The organism is Halomonas sp. DP5Y7-2, from assembly GCF_019802025.1.
Taxonomy (GTDB): domain Bacteria; phylum Pseudomonadota; class Gammaproteobacteria; order Pseudomonadales; family Halomonadaceae; genus Halomonas; species Halomonas litopenaei_A.
Genome location: NZ_JAHVHY010000002.1, coordinates 220,111 through 242,549, shown reverse-complemented (window position 1 = coordinate 242,549; position 22,439 = coordinate 220,111). Strand labels below are relative to the sequence as shown.

At 59.8% G+C, this 22,439-nt stretch carries 18 protein-coding genes and 1 pseudogene; 10 read left to right on the top strand and 9 right to left on the bottom strand.

What is annotated here, in order from left to right:
* Together KUW18_RS03635 and KUW18_RS03630 are read left to right on the top strand one after the other, a co-directional pair.
* On the top strand, positions 1-598 hold a 598-nt coding region (locus KUW18_RS03635; RefSeq protein ID WP_222560817.1), incomplete at its 5' end, for a hypothetical protein.
* A 2-nt stretch (positions 599-600) separates the two neighbouring features.
* A complete protein-coding gene (locus KUW18_RS03630) occupies positions 601-1,008 on the top strand; it encodes a hypothetical protein (RefSeq protein WP_206940357.1) in 408 nt (135 codons plus the stop codon).
* 759 nt (positions 1,009-1,767) lie between these two features.
* On the opposite strand, the pseudogene KUW18_RS03625 reads toward KUW18_RS03630, so the two are convergent.
* Positions 1,768-2,725: pseudogene (locus KUW18_RS03625) on the bottom strand (IS30 family transposase); the annotation flags it as partial.
* A gap of 873 nt (positions 2,726-3,598) precedes the next feature.
* On the opposite strand from KUW18_RS03625, the gene KUW18_RS03620 reads away from it, so the two are divergent.
* The 4 genes from KUW18_RS03620 (at position 3,599) to KUW18_RS03605 (ending at position 8,778) form a co-directional block, all read left to right on the top strand.
* Complete coding sequence (locus KUW18_RS03620; protein ID WP_206940355.1) at positions 3,599-4,243, top strand: hypothetical protein; 645 nt, start codon at positions 3,599-3,601, stop codon at positions 4,241-4,243.
* Positions 4,244-4,545: 302 nt separating this feature from the next.
* Complete coding sequence (gene ald / locus KUW18_RS03615; protein ID WP_206940353.1) at positions 4,546-5,661, top strand: alanine dehydrogenase; 1,116 nt, start codon at positions 4,546-4,548, stop codon at positions 5,659-5,661.
* 165 nt (positions 5,662-5,826) lie between these two features.
* Complete coding sequence (trpS, locus tag KUW18_RS03610; protein WP_206940351.1) at positions 5,827-6,861, top strand: tryptophan--tRNA ligase; 1,035 nt, start codon at positions 5,827-5,829, stop codon at positions 6,859-6,861.
* A gap of 237 nt (positions 6,862-7,098) precedes the next feature.
* Positions 7,099-8,778: an NAD-dependent malic enzyme gene (locus tag KUW18_RS03605; protein ID WP_206940349.1), complete on the top strand. Its 1,680-nt coding sequence runs from the start codon at positions 7,099-7,101 to the stop codon at positions 8,776-8,778.
* 165 nt (positions 8,779-8,943) lie between these two features.
* Here KUW18_RS03605 and acnA read toward each other — a convergent pair whose 3' ends face one another.
* On the bottom strand, positions 8,944-11,688 hold the full coding sequence (gene acnA / locus KUW18_RS03600) for an aconitate hydratase AcnA (protein WP_206940347.1): 2,745 nt from the start codon (positions 11,686-11,688) through the stop codon (positions 8,944-8,946).
* A gap of 209 nt (positions 11,689-11,897) precedes the next feature.
* On the opposite strand from acnA, the gene KUW18_RS03595 reads away from it, so the two are divergent.
* The 3 genes from KUW18_RS03595 (at position 11,898) to trxB (ending at position 14,132) form a co-directional block, all read left to right on the top strand.
* Positions 11,898-12,107 carry a CPXCG motif-containing cysteine-rich protein gene (locus KUW18_RS03595; protein WP_206940345.1) on the top strand — a complete coding sequence of 70 codons (210 nt, stop codon included), beginning with the start codon at positions 11,898-11,900 and terminating at the stop codon, positions 12,105-12,107.
* Positions 12,108-12,342: 235 nt separating this feature from the next.
* On the top strand, positions 12,343-12,945 hold the full coding sequence (locus tag KUW18_RS03590) for a peroxiredoxin (protein ID WP_206940343.1): 603 nt from the start codon (positions 12,343-12,345) through the stop codon (positions 12,943-12,945).
* A gap of 233 nt (positions 12,946-13,178) precedes the next feature.
* Entirely contained in the window at positions 13,179-14,132 is a 954-nt protein-coding gene (trxB, locus tag KUW18_RS03585; RefSeq protein ID WP_206940341.1) for a thioredoxin-disulfide reductase, read from the top strand.
* A gap of 290 nt (positions 14,133-14,422) precedes the next feature.
* Here the strand turns inward: trxB and KUW18_RS03580 are convergent, their stop codons facing one another.
* Entirely contained in the window at positions 14,423-14,701 is a 279-nt protein-coding gene (locus KUW18_RS03580; RefSeq protein WP_206940338.1) for a SlyX family protein, read from the bottom strand.
* Between the two features lie 132 nt (positions 14,702-14,833).
* Here KUW18_RS03580 and KUW18_RS19850 point away from each other — a divergent pair, with 132 nt between their 5' ends.
* Positions 14,834-15,298, top strand: a complete 465-nt coding sequence (locus KUW18_RS19850) for a cold-shock protein (RefSeq protein WP_206940336.1) — start codon at positions 14,834-14,836, stop codon at positions 15,296-15,298.
* Positions 15,299-15,370: 72 nt separating this feature from the next.
* On the opposite strand, the gene KUW18_RS03570 is transcribed toward KUW18_RS19850, so the two are convergent.
* The 6 genes from KUW18_RS03570 to KUW18_RS03545 all read right to left on the bottom strand — a co-directional run bounded on the left by KUW18_RS03570 (position 15,371) and on the right by KUW18_RS03545 (position 22,434).
* The gene (locus tag KUW18_RS03570) at positions 15,371-15,757 is read right to left on the bottom strand and encodes a hypothetical protein (protein WP_206940833.1); all 387 of its coding nucleotides are present in this window, start codon (positions 15,755-15,757) and stop codon (positions 15,371-15,373) included.
* A 7-nt stretch (positions 15,758-15,764) separates the two neighbouring features.
* The gene (gene dapE / locus KUW18_RS03565) at positions 15,765-16,961 is read right to left on the bottom strand and encodes a succinyl-diaminopimelate desuccinylase (RefSeq protein WP_206940334.1); all 1,197 of its coding nucleotides are present in this window, start codon (positions 16,959-16,961) and stop codon (positions 15,765-15,767) included.
* A gap of 45 nt (positions 16,962-17,006) precedes the next feature.
* Positions 17,007-18,032 carry a 2,3,4,5-tetrahydropyridine-2,6-dicarboxylate N-succinyltransferase gene (dapD, locus tag KUW18_RS03560; protein ID WP_206940332.1) on the bottom strand — a complete coding sequence of 342 codons (1,026 nt, stop codon included), beginning with the start codon at positions 18,030-18,032 and terminating at the stop codon, positions 17,007-17,009.
* A 37-nt stretch (positions 18,033-18,069) separates the two neighbouring features.
* Positions 18,070-18,408 carry an arsenate reductase gene (locus tag KUW18_RS03555; RefSeq protein WP_206940329.1) on the bottom strand — a complete coding sequence of 113 codons (339 nt, stop codon included), beginning with the start codon at positions 18,406-18,408 and terminating at the stop codon, positions 18,070-18,072.
* A 39-nt stretch (positions 18,409-18,447) separates the two neighbouring features.
* On the bottom strand, positions 18,448-19,644 hold the full coding sequence (dapC, locus tag KUW18_RS03550; RefSeq protein ID WP_206940327.1) for a succinyldiaminopimelate transaminase: 1,197 nt from the start codon (positions 19,642-19,644) through the stop codon (positions 18,448-18,450).
* A 114-nt stretch (positions 19,645-19,758) separates the two neighbouring features.
* Positions 19,759-22,434: a [protein-PII] uridylyltransferase gene (locus KUW18_RS03545; protein WP_206940325.1), complete on the bottom strand. Its 2,676-nt coding sequence runs from the start codon at positions 22,432-22,434 to the stop codon at positions 19,759-19,761.
* Between the last annotated feature and the right edge of the window lie 5 nt (positions 22,435-22,439).

Below are 22,439 nucleotides of genomic sequence, written 5' to 3'. Positions count from 1 at the left end.
TGGAACGGTGGAGTCGAGTTACTGGGGAACTGGCCTCGACTCAGCGTATAGTCTGGGAGCAACTGTCCAGCATCAGGACGAGATGGCTTCGATTGGCAGCGCTGGCTCCGCCGATACCACCAGGGTGTATGATCAGGCCTACTGGAGTGCCATGGGGGGCGGCGCTGAAGTCGACACCACCGATGTTGACATTGTACTGACGCTATCGGGTGGTGGTGTTGCAGCCAAGGCTGCGGCGTCGGGGATTAGAAGGTTGCTGCAGTCGCGGGTATCGGGGGCGGCGGGTGTTTCACTAAGACAGACTGTTGATGATTTGCTCTCTCAAGGCTCTCGATTGCCAAGTACTGGTGGAAAGAGCATTCAGTTCCAGAAAAATGGTGGGTATGACAGGGCAAATGCTGACTTTGACTCGCTTGGTCTGAGTAATGTTCGAGAGATTTCTATGCCCTCCGGTGGGTCTGGAAGAGTTGGGACATTGTCAGATGGACGAAAGGTTGTAGTACGCTCGAGAAGTTCAGAGAGAATTCCAGGGCATTTTAGTCAGCCAACTCTTGAGATTCAAAATCTTGATCGAACACGAATTAAAATTAGGTATTAGTCGTGAAGAAAAGAACTCACCATAGAATCCCTCTTGAGCTTCCTTCTGTGATTGACTTTGTTTCGTTACAGTTGGATGAGCGTGGGTGTAGAGTTTGTGTGGCCGAGCTTGGTAGTGGTCATCGACAAATTTTTGAAGTTGATTTTGGTTATTCTAATTTGGCAGTTAGAAGTATGGACGAAGGAAGTTACTTGTCCATGTCTTGGGATGTGGAAGAAAGTGACGAGCCAATAGGGCCTATAGTTATTGTAACAGGATCGGATTTCCTTGACTGGTTCCAAGAGCAAAGTTGCGGTGTTTACTTGGAAGACAGCATTATCCATGTGGCTGTGTTGACTCAGAATGACTGGGTTGAGGTACTATGCACTGAAATGCCAGTAGTTCGCACTATTTCTTCTCAAGATGCCTAAGATTGATGATGGTCGGGAAATAAGATTGAACTCAGATGGGGAGATTAAGAGATTTATCGATTGATAGAATATGAAAGACTCTTTTGAAGCTGTTGTAGAAGGCGTCGAAATACAAGATCTAGGTAAGCTTATGCAACACTTGTGGAGTAAATCACGTGAACCGTTTGAGGTTTCGCTATTTGATGGGGAAAAATGCGAATACTATAGTGGTTTCACTGATGAAATTGTTTATAAAATGGAGAGGTGTGAGGAAAGCATTTATATTTCTACAGTGATTCGAGAGTTAGAGATCTCGGATAATCTCACGTTGTCTATTGTTTTTATAAGATTTTTTTTGTTAGTTGTAATAGTGTGGCTCGCATTGACATGAATATGTTTTTTGAATGTGAGTGGTGTGAGTTAGACATATATATGACTGAAATTAAAGAGATATTGCTGTCAATTTCGACTTTCGTTAAAGTTGACGAATTCTTTGGCGGGCTGGAGCCTGCTAGCGATATCAGAACGAGATATTTCACAGTGACCGAACTAGGTCCTTTAGCTTTAAATAGTAGAGCAATAGATTAGGGAGGATGCAGTTTTTGCGTACAACACGATCAATGGATCGATTGAGGACCTCATAGTACTTCGCCCTCTGCCCACTGATCATCCTGGAGTCATAGAATAACCGCAGTACTTTGGGGCCGGCAGGTAGATGTCAAGTCCCGGATGATTAATGACTTGGCGGATACAGTTTCTGAGTGCAGCACGATCAATGGTTGATGGAGGAGCTTCATGGTACTTCGCCATTAGCTCACTCATCATTTCAATGGGGCACTTGAAGTCGAAACGTTTCCGTGGACGCATGTTCAGCTCCAGCGCGATGTCATCCAGGTCCTGCTGTCTGTAGATCGATAGGTCCGTCCCCTTGGGCAAGTACTGTCGTATGAGCCCATTGATGTTTTCGTTGGCGCCTCTTTGCCACGGACTGTGTGGGTCACAGAAATAGATGGCAACGCCAGTATTCTGTGCCGTGTCATTTCGTGCCCCTGGTCAAATGTCATGCTTTTCCGTGCCGCCAGTGGCATGAGGTTCAGTGCAGCGCTGAAACTTTCCACGGCGGAGGTGGCGGTCGCATCATCCATTTTCACCAGGATCAGGTAGCCGCTTTTCAGTTCGACAAGGGTACCAGCAGCGGATACATTGCCCTTGCCTTTGATCAGGTCGCCTTCCCAGTGCCCAGGAAATTCACGTTTTTCCACCTCGGGAGGACGAAGATGAATGCTGACCATATCAGGGATCTGATTACGCCGATCGACCTGCCCTCGCCGAGGCTTTCGGGTGGACTTTCCTTGCCGTAAGCAGTGGATCAGCTCTTTTCGTAGCTCGCCAACGGGCAACGCATAGATAGCGTTGTAAATTGTTTCACGGCGACGTAGGCGTCTCGGAGGTTAGGGATAGTCATATACTTGAGCTTGCCGCTGATCTGCTCGGGAGACAAGCGTCGACGCAACATGTGCTGAATCAAGGCGAAGCGGGGGCTTTCAGAAAGCAGCTTTCGCCTTGGCCGACAGACGGCCCTGCGATCTCGGCGACGCTGTTGTGCATATGGTACACGGTATCGGCCATCGGGCGAGCCGTTTCGACGGATTTCCCGACTAATCGTCGACGGAGACCGCTGGAGCAGAGCCGCCATCTTCCGGATGCTCAAGCCTTGCTCGAGGCTAACCTGGATCATGGCGCTTTCTTCAGTGCAGAGTCCGGATTAGGCCATAAATACAACACCTTCCCGGTTTGGTCAGGTGTTGCACTCAGAATTTGCGGCTAAGCTTTCTTGGTAAATAGCTCCGGGCGCTTCTTCTGCCAGTCCTTCATTGCATCTACCGGAGTCTGGAGCATTTGGCGACGCCCTTCATGCCACCAAGGACCTCAATGCCTGTGCGGTTGAGACAGGGCTGCCTGGTTTAGACCGGCGACGCCCTGAACCATACCGTCAGCGATGATGTTTGCATTAATTAGCGGCCTTACGCTTCACAGTCTAGCGTTTCACGGTAGGTTTGTTTCTTATGTCATCCTCTTGATGGCTGCACTATAGCCTGTGCAGCGCGGGAGGGGGGCACTTCAAGATAGTGTGATAGTTATCTTTTTTTCGCCCACCAAAGGGCGAGCTAGGATATCGGTTTAAATGACTCTGTTCTGCTTTTTCTTTGATTGCTCGATAGTGACTAACGTGGTTCGTTCGAATGCTGGATTCAGGATAATTCTGCCTGGTAACCCCTCGGTTAATTGTCGTACTTTGAGCTTGCTGTCGACAGGGGGGGGGCAGGGCGCGACCGCCTCAGCTCTATGATGGCGGAGGCAGTGATGTTGCTCGATCGATAGGACGCCAGCTGCTAATGCTAATGGCGGATGGCTGTGTCTCTATTATCGTATCGGCATGAAAAAAGCAGGTGTGACATCACATTGTGCGTGCCACAGGCGGAGTCTTTGTGCGCAGGTGTTGACCTTAGAACCTGCGGCTAAGCTCTTTCGGTAGTAGCTCTGCCTTGATCAACGCTTAGGTTATCTTTTGTTGAAAATAACAATGTTCTGGAGTGTGAAGATGCGATGTATGGTTTGGTTGATGTTGGCCTTGGCGCTTGTGGGGTGCTCCGCCAGTCCGATGAAAATGGATGTACATAATTTGCATGAATCGGAGTCGGTGATTATTCATGATTCTAGGCCGGCTTCAGAGTCAGAGTTGGAAACCTTCAGTTATCTAGTGACAAGCGATGCCTACGGTATATACCGTGTGAATCATGATGCGACAGACCCGTCTCCGTTAAGGCTGTTTCAGCATATGGCATTTGATGCTATTTCGCCTGACGAGGATGCTGTTGAAATCAAGGTTCATCATTTTGTTATCTATTCGAATATGCGAAAGGCGCTAAAAGCTCAGGCAGCAGGTAGTGTTTTCGGGCTTATCGGTGCAGCCGTAGCGACATCGATGATGAACCATGAGGCGGATTTTAGCTTCACGGTCATGGACCAGAATGAGTTTGAAGAATATTTCTCAGGTGAGGAGTATTTAAGGGGCGTGTACTCGGAGGAGGAAAACCCCAACGATGCATCGATATTTATTATTTATATTGATGCTGAGGTGAATGGAGTGAGGCGTTTTATCAGGAGTGTCTATCCACTAGTAGCAACAGACGAAAGCCAGCCCCTGGAGATGGCGCTAAAAGATACGATCAAGGCGTTTCTTGCCCTTTACTAAGTGAAGGTGTGAGCAGAAGCCGAAGAACCTCTCCACCCTCTTGAAGTGCCCCCCTCCCAGCTCGCTGCCACGCCGTGACGTTCGGGAGGGGGCTGCGCTCCTCCCCCCCCAGCCTTGCCAGTCTGTCTTGCTGTTTAACCCTCTGACGGAAGAGGGTTGTTTTGCCTGGTCGCTGTCTTTTTAAGGATTTTTCCGTTTTTGATGGGGCGCTTCCACCGCAAAAAAATCTTGTGCTTCACTGGTGATGAAGAGAAAAGCACTACAGGTGCTCGCTATCGTTATCACGTGTGGAGAACGCCATCATGCAGATCGCCGTACCCAAGGAAATCAAGAACCATGAGTACCGTGTCGCGCTGACGCCTAGTGGTGCGCGGGAATTGAGCGAGCGTGGTCATCAGGTGGTGGTCCAGTCCGGTGCCGGTGACGGTGCTGGCTATAGCGATGATGCCTACATCGCCGCCGGTGCCTCCATCGAGGCCGACGTCGAGGCCTTGTTTCAGGCGGCGGAGCTGATTCTCAAGGTCAAGGAACCGCAGCCGGAAGAGGTGGCTCGGCTAGGACCCCAGCATACCCTGTTTACCTATCTGCATCTGGCTGCCGAGGAAACCCTGACCAAGGGTCTGCTGGACAGCGGAGCTACTTGCATCGCCTATGAAACCATTACCGCTGCCCAAGGCGGGCTCCCGCTGCTGGCCCCGATGAGCACTGTTGCAGGACGTATGGCGGTACAGGCGGGTGCCCATAGTCTGGAGAAGGCGCAGGGTGGAGCTGGCGTGCTATTGCCAGGCGTGCCAGGCGTCGCTCCGGCCCGGGTCACCGTGATTGGTGGTGGTGTCGTCGGCGAAAACGCGGCCCGTATGGCGCTGGGTCTAGGCGCCGAGGTGACTGTGCTGGACAAGTCGATTCCCCGCCTGGAAACACTGGATGACCGCTATCAAGGGCGCATGAAAACGGTGTTCTCCTGCGCCGATGCGCTGGATGAGGCGGTGCGCGAGTCCGATCTGATCATTGGTGCGGTGCTGGTGCCTGGGGCGGCAGCTCCGAAGCTGATTACCCGGGCCATGCTGGCCGACATGAAGCCTGGTGCGGTGCTGGTCGACGTGGCCATTGACCAGGGGGGATGCTTCGAGACCTCGCGGCCGACCACCCACGCGGCGCCCACCTATATTGTCGATGGCGTCGTGCACTACTGCGTGGCCAATATGCCGGGTGCGGTCGCGCGCACTTCGACCCAGGCGTTGACCAATGCCACGCAACCCTTTGTGGTAGCACTGGCGGATAAGGGATGGCGCCGCGCGCTGGCGGAAGACCGCCATTTTGCGGCGGGGCTCAACGTGCACGACGGCAAGCTGACCTATGCGGCTGTGGGCGAGGCGTTCTCACTTCCTGTGGTCAGTGTCGACAGCGTTCTAAGCTGACGGGCTGCGCTGTTCCCGATGGGCAGAGCTCGCCGCTCCACTGGCGAGCCCTGAGCATGTCCACTGCGTCGCTGCTGGCAGCACGACGCAATGTGGCCGGGCAGGTCGCCATCGTTCGGCCTTGGCGTTACCATAGCGGGCATTTGCCGATACAGAGTGTCGTTCATGTCCGCTACTTCCGCAGCCTCCGACAAGACCCGGGTTCTCACCGGTATTACCACGACCGGTACGCCTCATCTGGGCAATTATGTTGGTGCCATCAAGCCTGCCATCGAAGCCAGTCTCGATCCGAGCGTCCAGTCCTATTATTTCCTGGCCGACCTGCATGCCTTGATCAAGTGTCAGGATCCCCAGCGGGTTCAGCAATCACGCCTGGAAATCGCAGCGACCTGGATGGCTCTTGGGCTCGATACCGACAATGCCATCTTTTATCGGCAGTCCGACATTCCTGAGATTCCCGAGCTGACCTGGATGCTGTCCTGCGTCTGCGCCAAGGGCTTGATGAACCGCGCACATGCCTACAAGGCCGCCGTGGCAGACAATGAAGAGGCGGGCAACCAGGACCCGGACAAGGGCGTCACCATGGGCCTGTTCGGTTATCCGGTGCTGATGGCTGCGGACATTCTCATGTTCCAGGCCAATCGTGTGCCGGTGGGGCGTGACCAGATTCAGCACATTGAAATGGCGCGTGACATGGCTGGCCGTTTCAATCACCTGTACAAAGGAGACTTCTTCACGCTGCCCGAGGCGGTGGTGGATGAGCGCGTGCAGGTGCTTGGTGGACTCGACGGACGCAAGATGTCCAAGAGCTACAACAACACCATTCCGCTGTTTGTGCCTGAGAAGAAGCTTCTGAAGCTGGTGCGCAAGATCAAGACCAATTCGCTCGAGCCCGGCGAGCCGAAAGACCCCGACAGCTGTACGCTGTTTCAGATCTACTCTGCGTTTGCCAGCGAGTCCGATACTCAGGCCATGCGAGACGATTACGTCGCCGGTATCGGCTGGGGCGATGCCAAGAATCGCGTTTTCGAGCTGCTCAACGAGCAGCTGCGCGAGCCTCGGGAGCGTTATCACGCCCTGATGGAAGACCCAGGCCACATCGAGTCAGTGCTGAAGAAGGGCGCTGAGCGTGCCCGGGCCGAGGCGGCTCCCTTGATGGACCGCCTGCGCATTGCCTCAGGCCTTGGCCGCTTCGTCTGACGCCGCAAGGGATGCTGGCTCCGGCCCACGGGGGCAGCATCCTTATGGTCGGCCTCCTGGGGTCTGAGCCAAACTGCGCATGACTGTCCCCTAGCACCACCGCTTTTCCTGGGGCCTGCTCGCTGGCGTGCTAGAGTGGGCACAAAGGGTACCGCAAGAGTACTCGGACTCGACCGAGCCCCCTGAGAAGGGCGATTGACAAGAGTCCCTTGACCGAGTCACCAAACGAGACGAGAGATGAGCACAGAACCTAAGCGTCCCCTCTATATTCCCTACGCTGGCCCCTCTCTGTTGGAGATGCCGCTGCTCAACAAGGGTAGTGCCTTCACCCAGAAGGAACGTCTGCAGTTCAACCTGATTGGCCTGTTGCCACAGAACGTCGAGACCATCGACGAGCAGGTCGAGCGCGCCTATCACCAGTACCAGCAGTGCCAGAATGATCTGGACCGCCATATCTATCTGAGGGCGATTCAGGACGATAACGAGACGCTGTTTTTCCGCTTGGTGTCCGGCCATCTCGAAGAGATGCTGCCGATCATCTACACCCCCACGGTCGGCAAGGCCTGTGAGGAATTCTCCAATATCTATCGCAACCACCGGGGCCTTTTCATCTCGTACCCGGATCGCGAGTACATGGATGACATCCTCAGAAGTGCCACCAAGGATAACGTCAAGGTGATCGTGGTCACCGACGGCGAGCGCATCCTGGGCCTGGGGGATCAGGGCATCGGCGGCATGGGCATTCCCATCGGCAAGCTGTCGCTGTACACCGCCTGTGGCGGCATCAGCCCCGCCAATACCCTGCCGATCATGCTGGACGTAGGGACCAACAACCAGCAGCTGCTGGATGACCCCCGCTATATGGGCTGGCGTCATCCGCGCATCAGCCAGGAAGAGTACGACGAGTTCATCGAGACCTTCATGCAGGCGGTGAAGCGTCGTTGGCCCAAGGTATTGCTGCAGTTCGAGGATTTTGCCCAGGCCAACGCCATGCCGTTGCTGGAGCGTTATCGCGACGAGATGTGCTGCTTCAATGACGATGTCCAGGGCACCGCTGCGGTCTGCGTGGGGACATTGATGGCAGCATGCCAGGCGCGTGGCGAAGGCATGGCTCGTCAGCGGGTCGTCTTCGTGGGTGCCGGTTCTGCCGGCTGCGGGATTGCCGAGATGGTGGTCGTGGCGATGATGGCCGAAGGGCTGACCGAGTCCCAGGCCCGTGAGCGCGTCTACATGGTCGATCGCGAGGGCCTGGTCACCGATGATCAGACCTGGCTGAGAGACTTCCAGCGGCGCCTGGCACACCCCGCACAGTCAGTCGAAGGTTGGAACGGCCAGGACCTGCTGGAGGTGGTCAAGCAGGTGCAACCGACGGTGCTGCTTGGTGTGTGCGGACAGAAGGGCATCTTCACCGAACAGGTGGTGAAGGCGATGCATGCCAACTGCCAGATGCCGCTGATCATGCCGTTGTCGAACCCGACCTCCCGTGCTGAAGCGGTGCCCGCTGACGTGCTGGAGTGGACCAACGGTGATGCGCTGGTCGCCACCGGCAGTCCTTTCGCCCCGGTCGAGATCAACGGCCGCACCATTCCCATTGCCCAGTGCAACAATGCCTACATTTTCCCAGGCATTGGCCTTGGAGTGGTGGCCAGCGGCGCCCGCAGGGTCACCGACGCCATGTTGATGGCCGCCTCCCGTGCGCTGGCGCGTGAAGCCCCGATCGTCAAGGAAGGCGAGGGCGCCATGCTGCCGCCGCTGTCGCGTATCCGCGAGATCTCCAAGTCCATCGCCTTCGACGTCGCGGCCCAGGCCCAGCATGAAGGGGTGGCGTTGAAAAGTGACGGCACCAAGTTGCGTCGGGATATCGAGAAGAGCTGCTGGAGTCCGAATTACAGGGACTATCGGCGTCGCGCCTTCTAATCATCCCGCACGTCAACACCACACGAGGAACCCTGCCGGTCGGCAGGGTTCTGTGTTTTTAGCTGCAGCTTCCAGCCTGCCGCTAGCGGCACAGACAAAAAAGACCCTGCCGGAGCAGGGTCTTTATGGCGATAACACCAGGAGCGAGGGCTCCTGGCTGGCTGATCAGGCGGCGCCGATCATCTTGCGCAGGACGTAGTGCAGAATGCCGCCGTGGCGGTAGTACTCGAGCTCGTTGGCGGTGTCGATACGACATAGCGCATCCAAGGTCTTCTCGCCCTTGTCGCTCTTGATGGTCACCTTGACCTTGCCACCGGGACGCAGGCTATCCAGCCCCTCGATGGACACGGTCTCGTCACCGGTCATGCCCAGCGACTTGCGGTCCTCGCCTTCGGGGAACTGCAGCGGCACCACGCCCATGCCGATCAGGTTCGAGCGGTGGATGCGTTCGTAGGATTCCGCCAGCACTGCGCGTACCCCAAGCAGCAAGGTCCCCTTGGCGGCCCAGTCCCTGGAGGACCCGGTGCCATATTCCTTGCCGGCGACCACCACCAGCGGTGTACCTTCCTGCTGGTACTTCATGGCCGCATCGTAGATCGCCATCTGCTCACCACTGGGCACGTGGCGAGTCTCGCCGCCGACCACGCCATCGAGCATCTCGTTTTGAATGCGCACGTTGGCGAAGGTGCCGCGCATCATGACTTCATGGTTGCCCCGGCGAGAGCCGTAGGAGTTGAAGTCGACGGGTTTGACCCCGTTTTCCTGCAGGTAGCGGCCAGCCGGACTGTCGGGCTTGATGGCGCCGGCAGGGGAGATGTGGTCCGTGGTGACACTGTCGCCAAGCATCGCCAGGATATGGGCGTCCTTGACGTCCTCGACCTTGGCCGGCTCCTTGCCCATGCCCTCAAAGAAGGGCGGGTGCTGAATGTAGGTGGAGTTGTCGTCCCACTCGTAGACCTCGCTTTCCGGCACCTTGATGGCTTTCCACACCTCGTCGCCATCAAAGACTTCCGCGTACTCCTTGTGGAACATCTCGGTGTTGACCTTCTCGACGGCCTCGGCCACCTCGGCCTGGGATGGCCAGATGTCCTTCAGGTAGACCGGCTCACCTTGGCTATCCTCGCCGATGGGGTCCTTGTCCAGGTTGCAGCGCACATTGCCGGCCAGGGCAAAGGCCACCACCAGGGGCGGTGATGCCAGCCAGTTGGTCTTCACCAGCGGATGCACCCGGCCCTCGAAGTTGCGATTACCGGACAGCACCGAGGCCACGGTCAAGTCCCCGTCCTTCACCGCCTCTTCGATGGGTTCCGGCAGCGGCCCGGAGTTGCCGATGCAGGTGGTACAGCCGTAGCCGACCAGGTTGAAGCCCAGCTCGTTGAGATCATCCTGCAACCCGGCTGCGGCCAGGTAGTCGGTCACCACCTTGGAACCGGGGGCCAGCGACGTCTTGACCCAGGGCTTGGTGGTCAGGCCCTTTTGCTTGGCCTTGCGGGCCAGCAGGCCGGCGGCCATCATCACGCTGGGGTTGGAGGTGTTGGTGCAGGAAGTAATGGCGGCAATCACCACGGCGCCTGGGTCAAGGCTGAAATCCTTGCCCTTGTAGTTGACGTCCTGGCTGCTGGAATGGCGATAGCTGCGCTCGACACCGACGGCGGTCTGGCCACCCTCAGAGCCCAGCTTGTCATTGCGGCTATCGGACGATGGCGTCCCCTCGTCGGCCATCAGCTTTTCGAAGGTCTGCGCGAGCTGGCTCAAGGCAACCCGGTCCTGTGGGCGCTTGGGGCCGGCCAGGCTGGCTTCGACGTCGCCCATGTCCAGCGCCAGGGTATCGGTGAAAATCGGCTCGTGGCCCGGCTCTCGCCACAGACCCTGCTGCTTGCAATAGGCCTCGACCAGCGCAATCTGTGCCTCGTCACGGCCCGACAGGCGCATGTAGTTCAGCGTCTCATCGTCCACCGGGAAGAAGCCGCAGGTCGCGCCGTACTCGGGGGCCATGTTGGCGATGGTGGCGCGGTCAGCCAGCGGCAGGTCCTTGAGGCCGTCACCGTAGAATTCGACGAACTTGCCGACCACTCCCTTCTTGCGCAGCATTTCGGTGACGGTCAGTACCAGGTCGGTGGCGGTAATGCCTTCACGCAACTTGCCGGTCAGCTTGAAGCCGATGACTTCGGGGATCAGCATGGAGACGGGCTGTCCCAGCATGGCCGCCTCTGCCTCGATACCGCCGACGCCCCAGCCCAGCACGCCCAGGCCGTTGATCATGGTGGTGTGGGAGTCGGTGCCGACCAGCGTATCGGGGTAGGCCAGGGTCTTGCCATTGTCATCCCGCGTCCACACCGTCTTGCCCAGGTACTCCAGGTTGACCTGGTGACAGATGCCGGTTCCCGGAGGAACGACGCGGAAGTTGTCGAAGGCATCCTGCCCCCAGCGCAGGAACTCGTAACGCTCACGGTTGCGATCCATCTCCAGCGCCACATTGTCCTTGAAGGCGGATGGGTCGCCGTACTTGTCGACCATGACGGAGTGGTCAATCACCAGATCGACCGGTGACAGCGGATTGATCCGTGAAGGCTCTTCCCCGAGTGTTTCCACGGCAGCGCGCATGGACGCCAGGTCGACCACCCCCGGAACCCCGGTGAAGTCCTGCATCAGTACCCGCGCCGGGCGGTAGCCGATCTCACGGTCGGAGCGGCCTTCCTTCTGCCAGTCGACCAAGGCCTGCAGGTCTTCCTTGGACACGCTCTCGTCGTCAGCAAAGCGCAGCTGGTTTTCCAGCAGCACCTTGAGGGTCATCGGCAGGCGCTGGATATCCCCCAGGGCGTCTGCGGCCTGGGCGAGGCTGTAGTAATCGTACTGCGTCCCGCCAACGTCGAGGGTCTGGCGAGTATCCGGTAGGGAATCACTGCTCATGCTTTCCTCCTGAGGCATTGAGTCGAACGGTCCAGGTTCGCGGGGATCGGCGAGGTCTTGCGGCAGATCCCTTAGTAGTACTTGGTCATCATAGTTGCGTTATTCAACCATGGTGATGAAATCGGGTGCCGGATCGGGCCTTGAAAGCAGCGTCGGCCAACCCCATGGTGGGTCCTTCGACAGGCCTTGGCCAACCACGGAGGCGTGGCATGCATGAATCGACATTGCCTGAGTGGACGCTCGACTGTCCCTACTGCGATGCCACCATCGAGGTGTTGGTGGACACGTCCCAGGGCAGCCACGAAACCTGGGAGGACTGCTCTCAGTGCTGCGCACCCATTCATTTTCGTATCGAGGTGGACCCGGTGACGGAAGAGATCCTCTCCGTGGTGGCCGGAGACGATGACGAGGTCATCTAAGCGCTTGAGCGGTGGCCGGCCAGTGGCGGCCGCGAGGCGCGTTACCGCCGAGCAATGACAGGGTCATTGCGGCGTCATCCTCGGCAGGTGACAATAGCGAGCCTCTATCGGACCAGTGATGCTGGTCGATTGGCCCAGCAGGACGTGCTCGCCTAGGGTATGCCCTTGTCTTGTACGCCTTGCTGGGAACAAAGATAGCTTCCCTTATCACGCTTCAATCCCCAAGGAGACTTTCATGAGCGTACTGGTAGGACGTCAAGCTCCCGATTTTGAAGCTGCTGCCGTAACCGGCAGCGGTGAGATCGTCGACAACTTCAAGCTGTCCGACAGCAACGGCAAGCTGCGCGTGCTGTTCTTCTGGCCGCTGGACTTCACCTTTGTGTGCCCCTCCGAGATCATCGCCCACGACAACCGTCTGGCGCAGTTCAAGGACCTGGGCGTCGAGGTGATCGGTGTCTCCATCGACTCCCAGTTCACCCACTACGCCTGGCGCAAGACCAGCCCCGACGCCGGCGGCATCGGTGAAGTCGGTTTCCCGATCGTGGCCGACGTCAAGCACGAGATCACCCAGGCCTACGGCATCGAGCACCCGGACGCCGGCGTTGCCATGCGTGCCTCTTTCCTGATCGACGAAGACGGCGTGGTACAGCACCAGGTGGTGAACAACCTGCCGCTGGGCCGTAACGTTGACGAGATGCTGCGCATGGTCAAGGCGCTGCAGCATCACCAGAAGCATGGCGAAGTGTGCCCCGCTGGCTGGGAAGAAGGCCAGGAAGGCATGAAGGACACCGCAGAAGGTGTTGCCAAGTACCTGGGCGCGCACTCCAGCGCACTGTAAAGGTATGGCTGGGGCCAGTCTCGGGTAGATTGGCGCCAGTGGTGGACGGGGCGGCGAGCCCGCCCCGTCGGCCGCAGGCAGGGTGAAGAAGACGCAGCTTGGCCCATGGTGATGAACGCAGCTCCTCGATGACTGCACGACGACGTCACCAGCGGCGAATCTGCCGAATCATTTTCTGAATTTGCTGCACGTTCTCTCTGGACGTTGCAGCCATCTGGTCCAGTGAGGTAGCCATGAGTGAAGCGCGCCACGAACGTCTGATTATTCTGGGCTCCGGCCCGGCCGGCTACAGTGCCGCAGTATACGCTGCCAGGGCCAACCTGAAGCCGCTGCTGATCACCGGCATGCAGACGGGTGGGCAGCTGACCACCACCACCGACGTGGACAACTGGCCTGGTGATGATGCTGGTGTACAGGGTCCCGAGCTGATGGAGCGGATGCGTCGTCACGCTGAGCGCTTCGATACGGAAGTGCTGTTTGACCATATCCATGAAGTGGAACTGCGTCAGCGCCCCTTCACGCTCAAGGGGGATAACGGTACCTACACCTGTGATGCCCTGATCATTGCCACCGGGGCCAGCGCCCGCTATCTGGGACTGCCCTCCGAGCAGCAGTTCATGGGACAGGGCGTGTCTGCCTGTGCCACCTGCGACGGTTTCTTCTATCGCAATCAGGAAGTGGTCGTCGTCGGCGGAGGCAATACCGCGGTGGAGGAAGCGCTGTACCTGTCCAACATCGCTTCCAAGGTTACCCTGGTGCATCGTCGCGATAGCCTGCGGGCGGAAAAGATTCTGCAGGACAAGCTGTTTGAAAAGGCTGAGAACGGCAATGTCGAGCTGGTATGGAACCATACGCTGGATGAAGTGCTGGGTGACAACACCGGCGTGACCGGTGCCCGACTCAAGTCCGTCGAGACCGGCGCAACCCGCGACATCAGCGCCCCTGGGGTGTTCATCGCGATCGGCCACAGCCCGAACACCGCGATCTTTGAAGGTCAGCTGGATATGGCCGGAGGCTACATCAAGGTCAAGTCCGGCCTTGAAGGTAACGCCACGGCGACCAGTGTGGCTGGGGTGTTTGCCGCTGGTGATGTGATGGACCATGTCTATCGCCAAGCGATTACCTCAGCCGGAAGCGGCTGCATGGCGGCGCTGGATGTAGAGCGGTACCTGGACAGCCTCGTCTGAGGTGATCGCTCGGCGCCTTTTCACAAGGTCAGCTCAGCCGGAAGCGGCTGCATGGCGGCGTTGGATGTAGAGCGGTATCTGGACAGCCTCGTCTGAGGTGATCGCCCGGCGCCTTTTCACAAGGTCAGCTCAGCCGGAAGCGGCTGCATGGCGGCGTTGGACGTGGAGCGATATCTGGACGGTCTCGTGTAAAGTCATAGCGCTAGCGGCCTGACGCCCCGTCAGGCCGTTGACAGCAGCACCGCCAGGCATCCGTCTGGCGGTGTTTTTTTATCTATGAGGTGGGGGCTTCAGTAGTGGGGGGGAAGCTCGTCCTCGGGGCCGGGAGCATCACCAAGGTCACGTTCATTATCCGCTGACAGTTCGCGCAAACGCTGCTGCATCAGGCGGTTGATGCGCTCCAGCTCCATCATTCGGCGCTCTTGGGAGGCGATGGTCGCATCCAGGCTGTCGAGCCAGTGTTCTTGATAGGCCAGCCGGCTCTCCAAATCTTCGACACGCTTTGCTAGATCGGCGGACGGCTTGTCAATACCCGTGATAGACTCATGTTGCGGTGTGTCACTGTTCATCGTGTCTGCTGCCTGCCTTGGGCTTTTTCCAAGAAGTCGTGGCGGAAGGGTCTCGCCTGTGTCATTGGCATAGACGATGATCCCATGGTCTTTCCATCTATCTTCATCATGCCAAGAGAGTTTTTTACGTCCATGAATAAAAGGGTTTTCTTTCGTTGTTGTGTGATCAGTGTGCTGCTGGCCGCTCCTGCGCCGCTGCTGATTGCCCTGGCGGTGAGTCTTGCCACGGGTGTGTCAGTCGAGGCATTGCATGGGGTTGTCGGTGAAGAGGCGTTGCTGATCGGCTATGTCGCTGCAGCCAGCGCCATCTTTGCCGTGTTGCTGCTGGCTACCCTATCGCTTAATGCGCTGACGCCGCGCCTGGTCAATCTTGCTGATGTCGAAGATGACGACCGCGAGATTGGTGAGGTCAAATGGTTCAACGTCAACAAGGGATACGGCTTCATCACACGTGATGGTGGCGACGATGTGTTCGTGCATTTTCGGGCGATACGCGGTCGCGGACATCGCACCTTGGCCGAGGGCCAAAAGGTCCGCTATTACGTGGTCGAAAATGAGCGAGGGCTGCAAGCCGACGATGTAACGGTCATCACCTGACCCCTTTCCGCTATCGTCGCTACCCTGAAGACGCCCCGCCATGTGCGGGGCGTCGTCGTTTGAGCCGGTCCCTCAATGGCCGGAGTCAGGCCAGTCGAAGGCGCTTTCGCTGCCGTCGGGCAGCACCCGCAGGAAGCGGTCAGGGTCATCGCCAGGCTGCCAGCCGCCCAAGGAACAGCGGACCTCGCACTCCAGCGCCTTGGCCGCCGCGCGGGCGAACTCTGCGTCAGTAGCCCAAGGGGAGTCGGCGCTGTCGAGCCACAGGCTGGCAAAACCGTCTGCCGCCTTGGCCACCAGCAACACCGGGATCACGCTGCCTTCGCGCTGCCCTTGAGTGCTCCACTTGAACTTGCCGCGGGATACCAGCGGTGCAGCGTCGATAGTCTCTGCCAGCCAGCGACTGATGCGCTCAGGGTCGCAATCGCCCAGGTAGATCTCGATATCGGGATAGCGCTCCATCATCACCTCACTTCGTTGCGCTGGCGAAAAGCCGCGTCAGGATGGCTTCATAGACGTGGCTGAGGTCATCGAGATCGGCGGCGCGGACACGCTCATCCACCTTATGGATGGTGGCATTGAGCGGGCCAAGCTCGACCACCTGGGTGCCCAGGGTGGCAATGAAGCGGCCGTCGGAGGTGCCACCGGAGGTGGACAGCACCGGGGTAATGCCGGTGATATCACGTACTCCAGCGACGGCGGCATCGACCAGGGCCCCTTCGCGGGTCAGGAAGGGTTGGCCGTTCAAGGTCCAGTCAATATCGAAGTCCAGGTCGAAGTCACGCAGGATGGCTTCGGTGCGATCACGCAGCTCCTGGTCGGTCGTCTCGGTGGAGAAGCGGAAGTTGAAGGTGGCCTCCACTTCGCCAGGAATGACGTTGGTGGCTCCCGTGCCGGCGCGCAGGTTGGATACCTGAAAGCTGGTCGCAGGGAAGCAGTCGTTGCCCGAATCCCAGTGTTCGTTGGCCAACGCATCCAGAGCCGGAGCGATCTGGTGGATCGGATTACGCGCCAGATGCGGATAGGCCACATGTCCCTGGATGCCACGCACGGTGAGAACGCCACCCAGCGAGCCGCGACGCCCGTTCTTGATGACGTCGCCCAGACGCTCCGTCGATGACGGCTCGCCGACGATACAGTAGTCCAGACGCTCGTTGCGCTCGCGCAGGCATTCGACGACGGCACGGGTGCCGTCCACTGCCGGTCCTTCCTCGTCAGCGGTGATCAAGAAGGCGATACGCCCAGGATGATCGGGGTGCTCCTGGATGAACCGCTCCACCGCTGTGATCATTGCCGCCAGGCTGCCCTTCATGTCAGCCGCTCCACGCCCCCTGAGCATGCCGTCGGCATCAATCTCAGGAGCGAAGGGAGGCGTCTGCCACTGGTGCTCCGGGCCTGTGGGTACAACGTCGGTGTGCCCAGCGAAGGCCAGGACGGGGCCATGATGCCCATGTACCGCCCAGAAGTTGTCGACGTCGCCGAAGCGCAACGTTTCGACGTTGAAGCCAAGCCGCTCCAGGCGCTCGATCATCAGGGTTTGGCAGCCCATGTCGTCCGGTGTCACCGATGGACGACGCAGCAGCTCGAGGGCAAGCTCCAGGGTGGGCGAAAGCGTCTCGGACGGCGCAGTTGCGCCGGTCGGGGCGGGAAGATCGGTAGTCGGCATGGCGGTCTCGGTGAGGGGCGGCGGCCGGGGCCGCCGCACTCAGGATCAATTGTGGGCGTGCAGCGCTTCGTTCAGGGCGATGGCGCTCTTGTTGGTCAGGCACTCGATGCGGCCGTTGGTCGAGTTGCGGCGCAAGAGCAGGTCGCTCTGACCCGCCAGCTCACGGGCTGCCAGGGTGCGAACTTCCTGGTTCTGGTCGTCGAGCAGGGTGACCTTGGCGCCCGCGGTGATGTAGAGGCCTGCCTCCACGGTGCAGCGATCGCCCAGAGGGATGCCGATACCGGCGTTGGCGCCGATCAGGCAGCCCTCACCCACGGAGATGATGATGTTGCCGCCGCCGGAAAGGGTGCCCATGGTCGAGCAGCCGCCACCCAGGTCGGAACCCTTGCCAACCATCACGCCAGCAGAGATGCGTCCTTCGATCATGCCGGGGCCCTCGGTACCGGCATTGAAGTTGACGAAACCTTCGTGCATGACGGTGGTGCCCTCGCCCAGGTAGGCGCCCAGACGTACCCGCGCGGTATCGGCGATACGCACGCCGCCGGGTACCACGTAGTCGGTCATCTTGGGGAACTTGTCGACGCAGTCCACCGACAGGGTGCGGCCTTCCAGGCGGGCCTTGAGGCGGCGCGCCGGCAGCTCGATGACGTCGATCGCACCTTCGCTGGTCCAGGCAATGTTGCGCAGCAGACCGAACATGCCGGTGAGGTCGAGCTGGTGCGGCTTGACCAGACGGTGGGACAGCAGGTGCAGCTTCAGATAGACCTCGGGGGCCGACTGCGGAGGCAGGTCCTGGTCAATGAAGGTCGCGACCAGCGGGCGCTGGCTGGCAGCAAGGCTGGCGGCCAGGTCGGCCTGTTCTGGATGACCTGCGTCGCGCAGGGCATCAGCCAGTGCCTGGCAGTGCTCGGGCAGGAAGCTGACCACGGCGGTGCCCTTGGGCGCATCGAGGACCTTGGCTGCGGCCTCGACCAGGCTGGCGTCAGGGGTCAGCAGGGGGGCCGGATAGTAGACCTCGAGCCAGTCGCCCTGGGTGTTCTGAGTGCCGATACCAAGTGCAAAGCTGTGCATGCCGTATGTCCTTTAAAGTGAACGTGTTCAATCGGGGTTAGAGAGCGTCGTAATCGCCGTCGCGATAGCCGACCAGGATGTCATCACCCTTGTCGAGCAGCGGGCGTTTGATCAGTGTCGGGTTGGCCAGCATCAGCTCGCGGGCCTTGTTGGCGTCGACGTCCTGCTTGTCGTCGTCGGGCAGCTGGCGCCAGGTAGTGCTGCGGGTATTGAGCAGCGTCTTGACGGCAACCGACTCGAGAAAGTGCTCGAGCAGGGCGGCAGAGACACCGTCAGCGCGCAGATCATGCACCTGGTAGGGGTGTCCGCTTGCGTCCAGTGCCTTTTGCGCCTTGCGGCAGGTGTCGCAGTTCTTGATCACATAGAGCGTCAGCATGGCCTGTCCTCGAAGTGGGGCGTCGTGGTGGCAGCGACGTCAGCCGCTGGCCAGCAGGTGTCGAATGCGTTCTGCTGCCTCGCAGGTGGCGGTGAGCTCATCGACCAGAGCCAGGCGCAGGCGCCCACTGCCGGGATTGCTGCCATCGGCACCGATCCGGCCCATATAGCTGCCGGGTAGCACGCTGACATGCGCTTCAGCATACAGGCGCCGGGTCAGTGCCTCATCGTCACCGTCGGGCACTGCTGGCCACAGATAAAAGCTGGCTTCCGGAGTAGGAAAGTCGACCACCGACGAGAGAATCTCCGTGACTGCCGCGAACTTGGCGCGATAGGCGTCGCGATTGTCGCGCACGTGGGTTTCGTCGGCCCAGGCGGCGATGGACGCATGCTGAATCGGCAGGGCCATGGCGCAGCCGTGGTAGGTGCGGTAGCGACGGAAGCGAGCGATCAGATCGGCATCACCGGCAACGAAACCCGAACGCAGTCCCGGCAAGTTCGAGCGCTTCGACAGGGAGTGGAAGACCAGGCAACGTTGATAGTCGTGGCGCCCCATGGCGGCGGCAGCTTCGAGCAGGCCCGGAGGTGGCGCCTGTTCGTCCAGATACAGCTCCGAGTAGCACTCGTCCGAGGCGATGATGAAATCGTGTTCGTCGGCCAGGCGGATCAGCTGCTGAAAATCCTCGAGGGGCGTTACGGCGCCGGTGGGGTTGCCCGGTGAGCAGATGAACACCATTTGAACGTCGCGCCATGTGTCGGCATCGATGGCGGACAGGTCTGGCCGGAAGCCGTTGTCAGCACGGCAGTCCAGATAGAGCGGCTGGCCGCCGGCCAGCAAGGTGGCGCCTTCATAGATCTGGTAGAACGGGTTGGGCACCACCACACGCGCCGGACGTGAGCGGTCCAGGCAGGCCTGGACGAAGGCGAAGATGGCTTCCCGCGTGCCATTGACCGGTAATACCTGGCGCTCGGCATCCAGGCCTTGCAGAGCAAAGCGGCGGCTGGCCCAGGCGGCGATGGCCTGGCGCAATGGTGGCAGACCAGCGATCGCGGGGTAGCGCGCGAATTCCCCCTGATAGCGCACCAGGGCGTCCAGTGCCGCCTGGTAGGGCGGATGCTGGGGTTCGCCGATGGTCAGCGGCCTGTGGTTTAGGTGCGCCGGTGGCGTCAGGTCGGCCTTCAGCGCCGCCAGGCGCTCGAAGGGATACGGTTGCAAGGCATCGAGATCAGGGTTCATGAGGTCCTGGCGCGCCCTTGGGGCGTCGTTGTCATCGCGGGAATGGGGCTGTCGGCGATTATAGGGAAGCGTCGGGCCCGCCTCAAATGCACGGGCGCCGACGGCTCCCCGTCGTTACACGCTGAGCACTTCGATCAGTCGCTCGCGCAGCGCCTGCTGGCGCTGCGGGTCGGTGATCGGGAGGCCGGCGCGGTCGGTGACGTAGAACACGTCTTCGACGCGCTCGCCCAGGGTCGCGATCTTGGCCGCCGACAGTGTGATGCCCTGCTCCATGAAGATGCTGCCGACCCGGGCCAGCAGGCCTGGACGGTCAGGGGCAGTAAGCTCCAGCAAGGTGCGTTCGCCGTTGGGGTCCTGTTCAATGGCGACCTGGGTGGCGACCTTGAAATGCTTGAGCTGGCGCGGTGTATGGCGCGTCACGATGGTGGGGTAGTCGTCCGGATCATCCAGTTCCTCGACCAGATGGCGGCGAATCTCCTCCAGGCGCACGGCGTCGCGAATCGGCTGGTCGTGATCGTCGAGCACGATGAAGGTATTCAGCGTCCAATCATTGAGCGAGGTGGCGATGCGGGCGTCGTGGATCGACAGACCAAGCTGCTCCATTGCCGCGGCGGTGGCGGCGAACAGGTCATCCACGGAGCGGGTATGGATGAACACCTTGGTGCCGCCCTCGGGCATGTCGTCGGTGGGGGCATTGATCAGGATCAGCGGCATGTCGCTGCCGGCGTGATCGAGCATGCCCTGGGTCTGCCAGACCACTTCGCTCGGCGCGTACTGCAGAAAGAAGTCTTCTCCCAGAGAGCGCCACAGGGCATCTACCCGCGCCATGTCGGCGCCGATGGTCGCCAGTAGCGAGTGGGCTTCTTCACGGGTTTCGCGCACCCAGTCGTCACGCTCCAGCGGGTTCTCGAGTCCGCGACGCAAGGCGCGCCGTGTTTCGGCGTGCAGTTGGCGCATCAGCGACGCGCGCCAGCCATTCCACAGCGTCGGATTGGTGGCGGTGATATCGGCGACGGTGAGAATGTACAGGTAGTCCAGGCGCGTCTCATCGACCACCGTGGCGGCGAAGTCGCGTATCACTTCGGGGTCGGTGATGTCCCGCTTCTGGGCCACCATCGACATCAGCAGGTGATGCTCCACCAGCCAGCTGACCAGGCGGGTGTCGCGCTGGCTGAGTCCGTGTCGCTCAGCGAAGACCTCGACCTCGCGCGCTCCGATCAGCGAATGGTCACCGCCGCGGCCCTTGCCGATGTCGTGAAACAGTCCGGCAATCCACAGGATGTCCATCTTCGGCACCTGGTGGATCAGGGTGGCCGCGACGGGAAATTCCTTCTTGGACTCCGGCTTGCGAAATCCATGCAGGCATTTCAGCAGGCGCAGAGTATGGGCATCTACCGTGTAGATGTGGAACAGGTCGTGCTGCATCAGGCCGACCGCCTGGCCAAAGGCCGGCAGATACTTGCCCAGTACGCCATAGCGGTTCATGCGACGGAGCTGGCGTGCGACATTGCCGGAAGAGCGCAACAGCGCCATGAACAGCGCCTGGTGGCGAGGGTCATCGCGGTAGCGATCGTCCATCAGGTGTCGATGGTCGCGGATCAGGCGAATGGTATCGGCGCGCACGCCCTCAATTTCAGGATGTTCTGCCATCAGGTAGAACAGCTCGAGCAGGGCCGAGGGCTGGTCCCGAAACAGGGTGCGCGAGCGTACCTGGATGTAGCCACCGGCGACTTCAAAGCGCTCGTTGAGCGGGGTGACCGCAATCGGCTCGTCGGGGCGCAGGATCTGCTCGTCGAAGTGCTGCAGCAGCATGTCATTGAGCCCAGCCAGGGCGGTGACATGACGGTAATAGCGCTTCATGAACTGCTCTACCGCCAGACGCTCAGGGTTGTCGCGATAGCCAAACAGCTCGGCGATGGTGTTCTGATGATCAAACAGCAGGCGGTCTTCGGCGCGCCCGGTGAGCATGTGCAGGGCGTAGCGAACCTGCCACAGGAACGCCTGGCCCTGGCTCAGGATGCGGTGTTCGGCGTCATTCATGAAGCCTTTGGCCACCACATCCTCGTAGGACTCGGTATCGAAATGGCGCTTGGCGACCCAGCCGATCATCTGGATATCGCGAAGCCCACCGGGTGAGCTCTTGATGTTCGGTTCCAGATGATACTCGGAGTTGTTGAAACGATAGTGGCGAGCGATCTGTTCCTGCCACTTGGCTTCGAAGAAGCGATCCGCCGGCCACATGTGCTCCGCCGCCAGCCGCTCACGCATGGCCTGGCGCAGCGCCTCCCGCCCTGCAATGGTGCGAGATTCCAGCAGGTTGGTGATGACGGTGACGTCGGCTTCGGCCTCGCGCGCGCAGTCGTTGAGGGAGCGCACGCTATGGCCGATTTCCAGGCCGATGTCCCACAGAAAGGTGATAAACGAGGTCAACGCTTCCCGATAAGGGGTGTCGTCATCGTCTTTCAGCAGGAACATCAGGTCGATATCGGAATGCGGATGCAGTTCGCCGCGGCCGTAGCCGCCCACGGCGAGCAGGGCAACCCCGTCGTCCAGTCCCGTCTGGCGTGACCAGGCCAGGGCCAGCAGCTGGTCGAGGCACCAGGCCCGCCCGCGTACCAGGTCACGGATGTCTGCGCCTCCCAGGAAGCGCTCATCGAGACGGGCCTGAATCTCCTTTAGCGCCCCCTTGAACGGAGCGATGGGAGAACGTTGGCCGTCGAGCTGGCGAGCAAAGTCGTCGACGTCGAACAGCTCGAATTCCGGTGCGAAGCGGTAGTGGTGCAGCAGCATGGGCT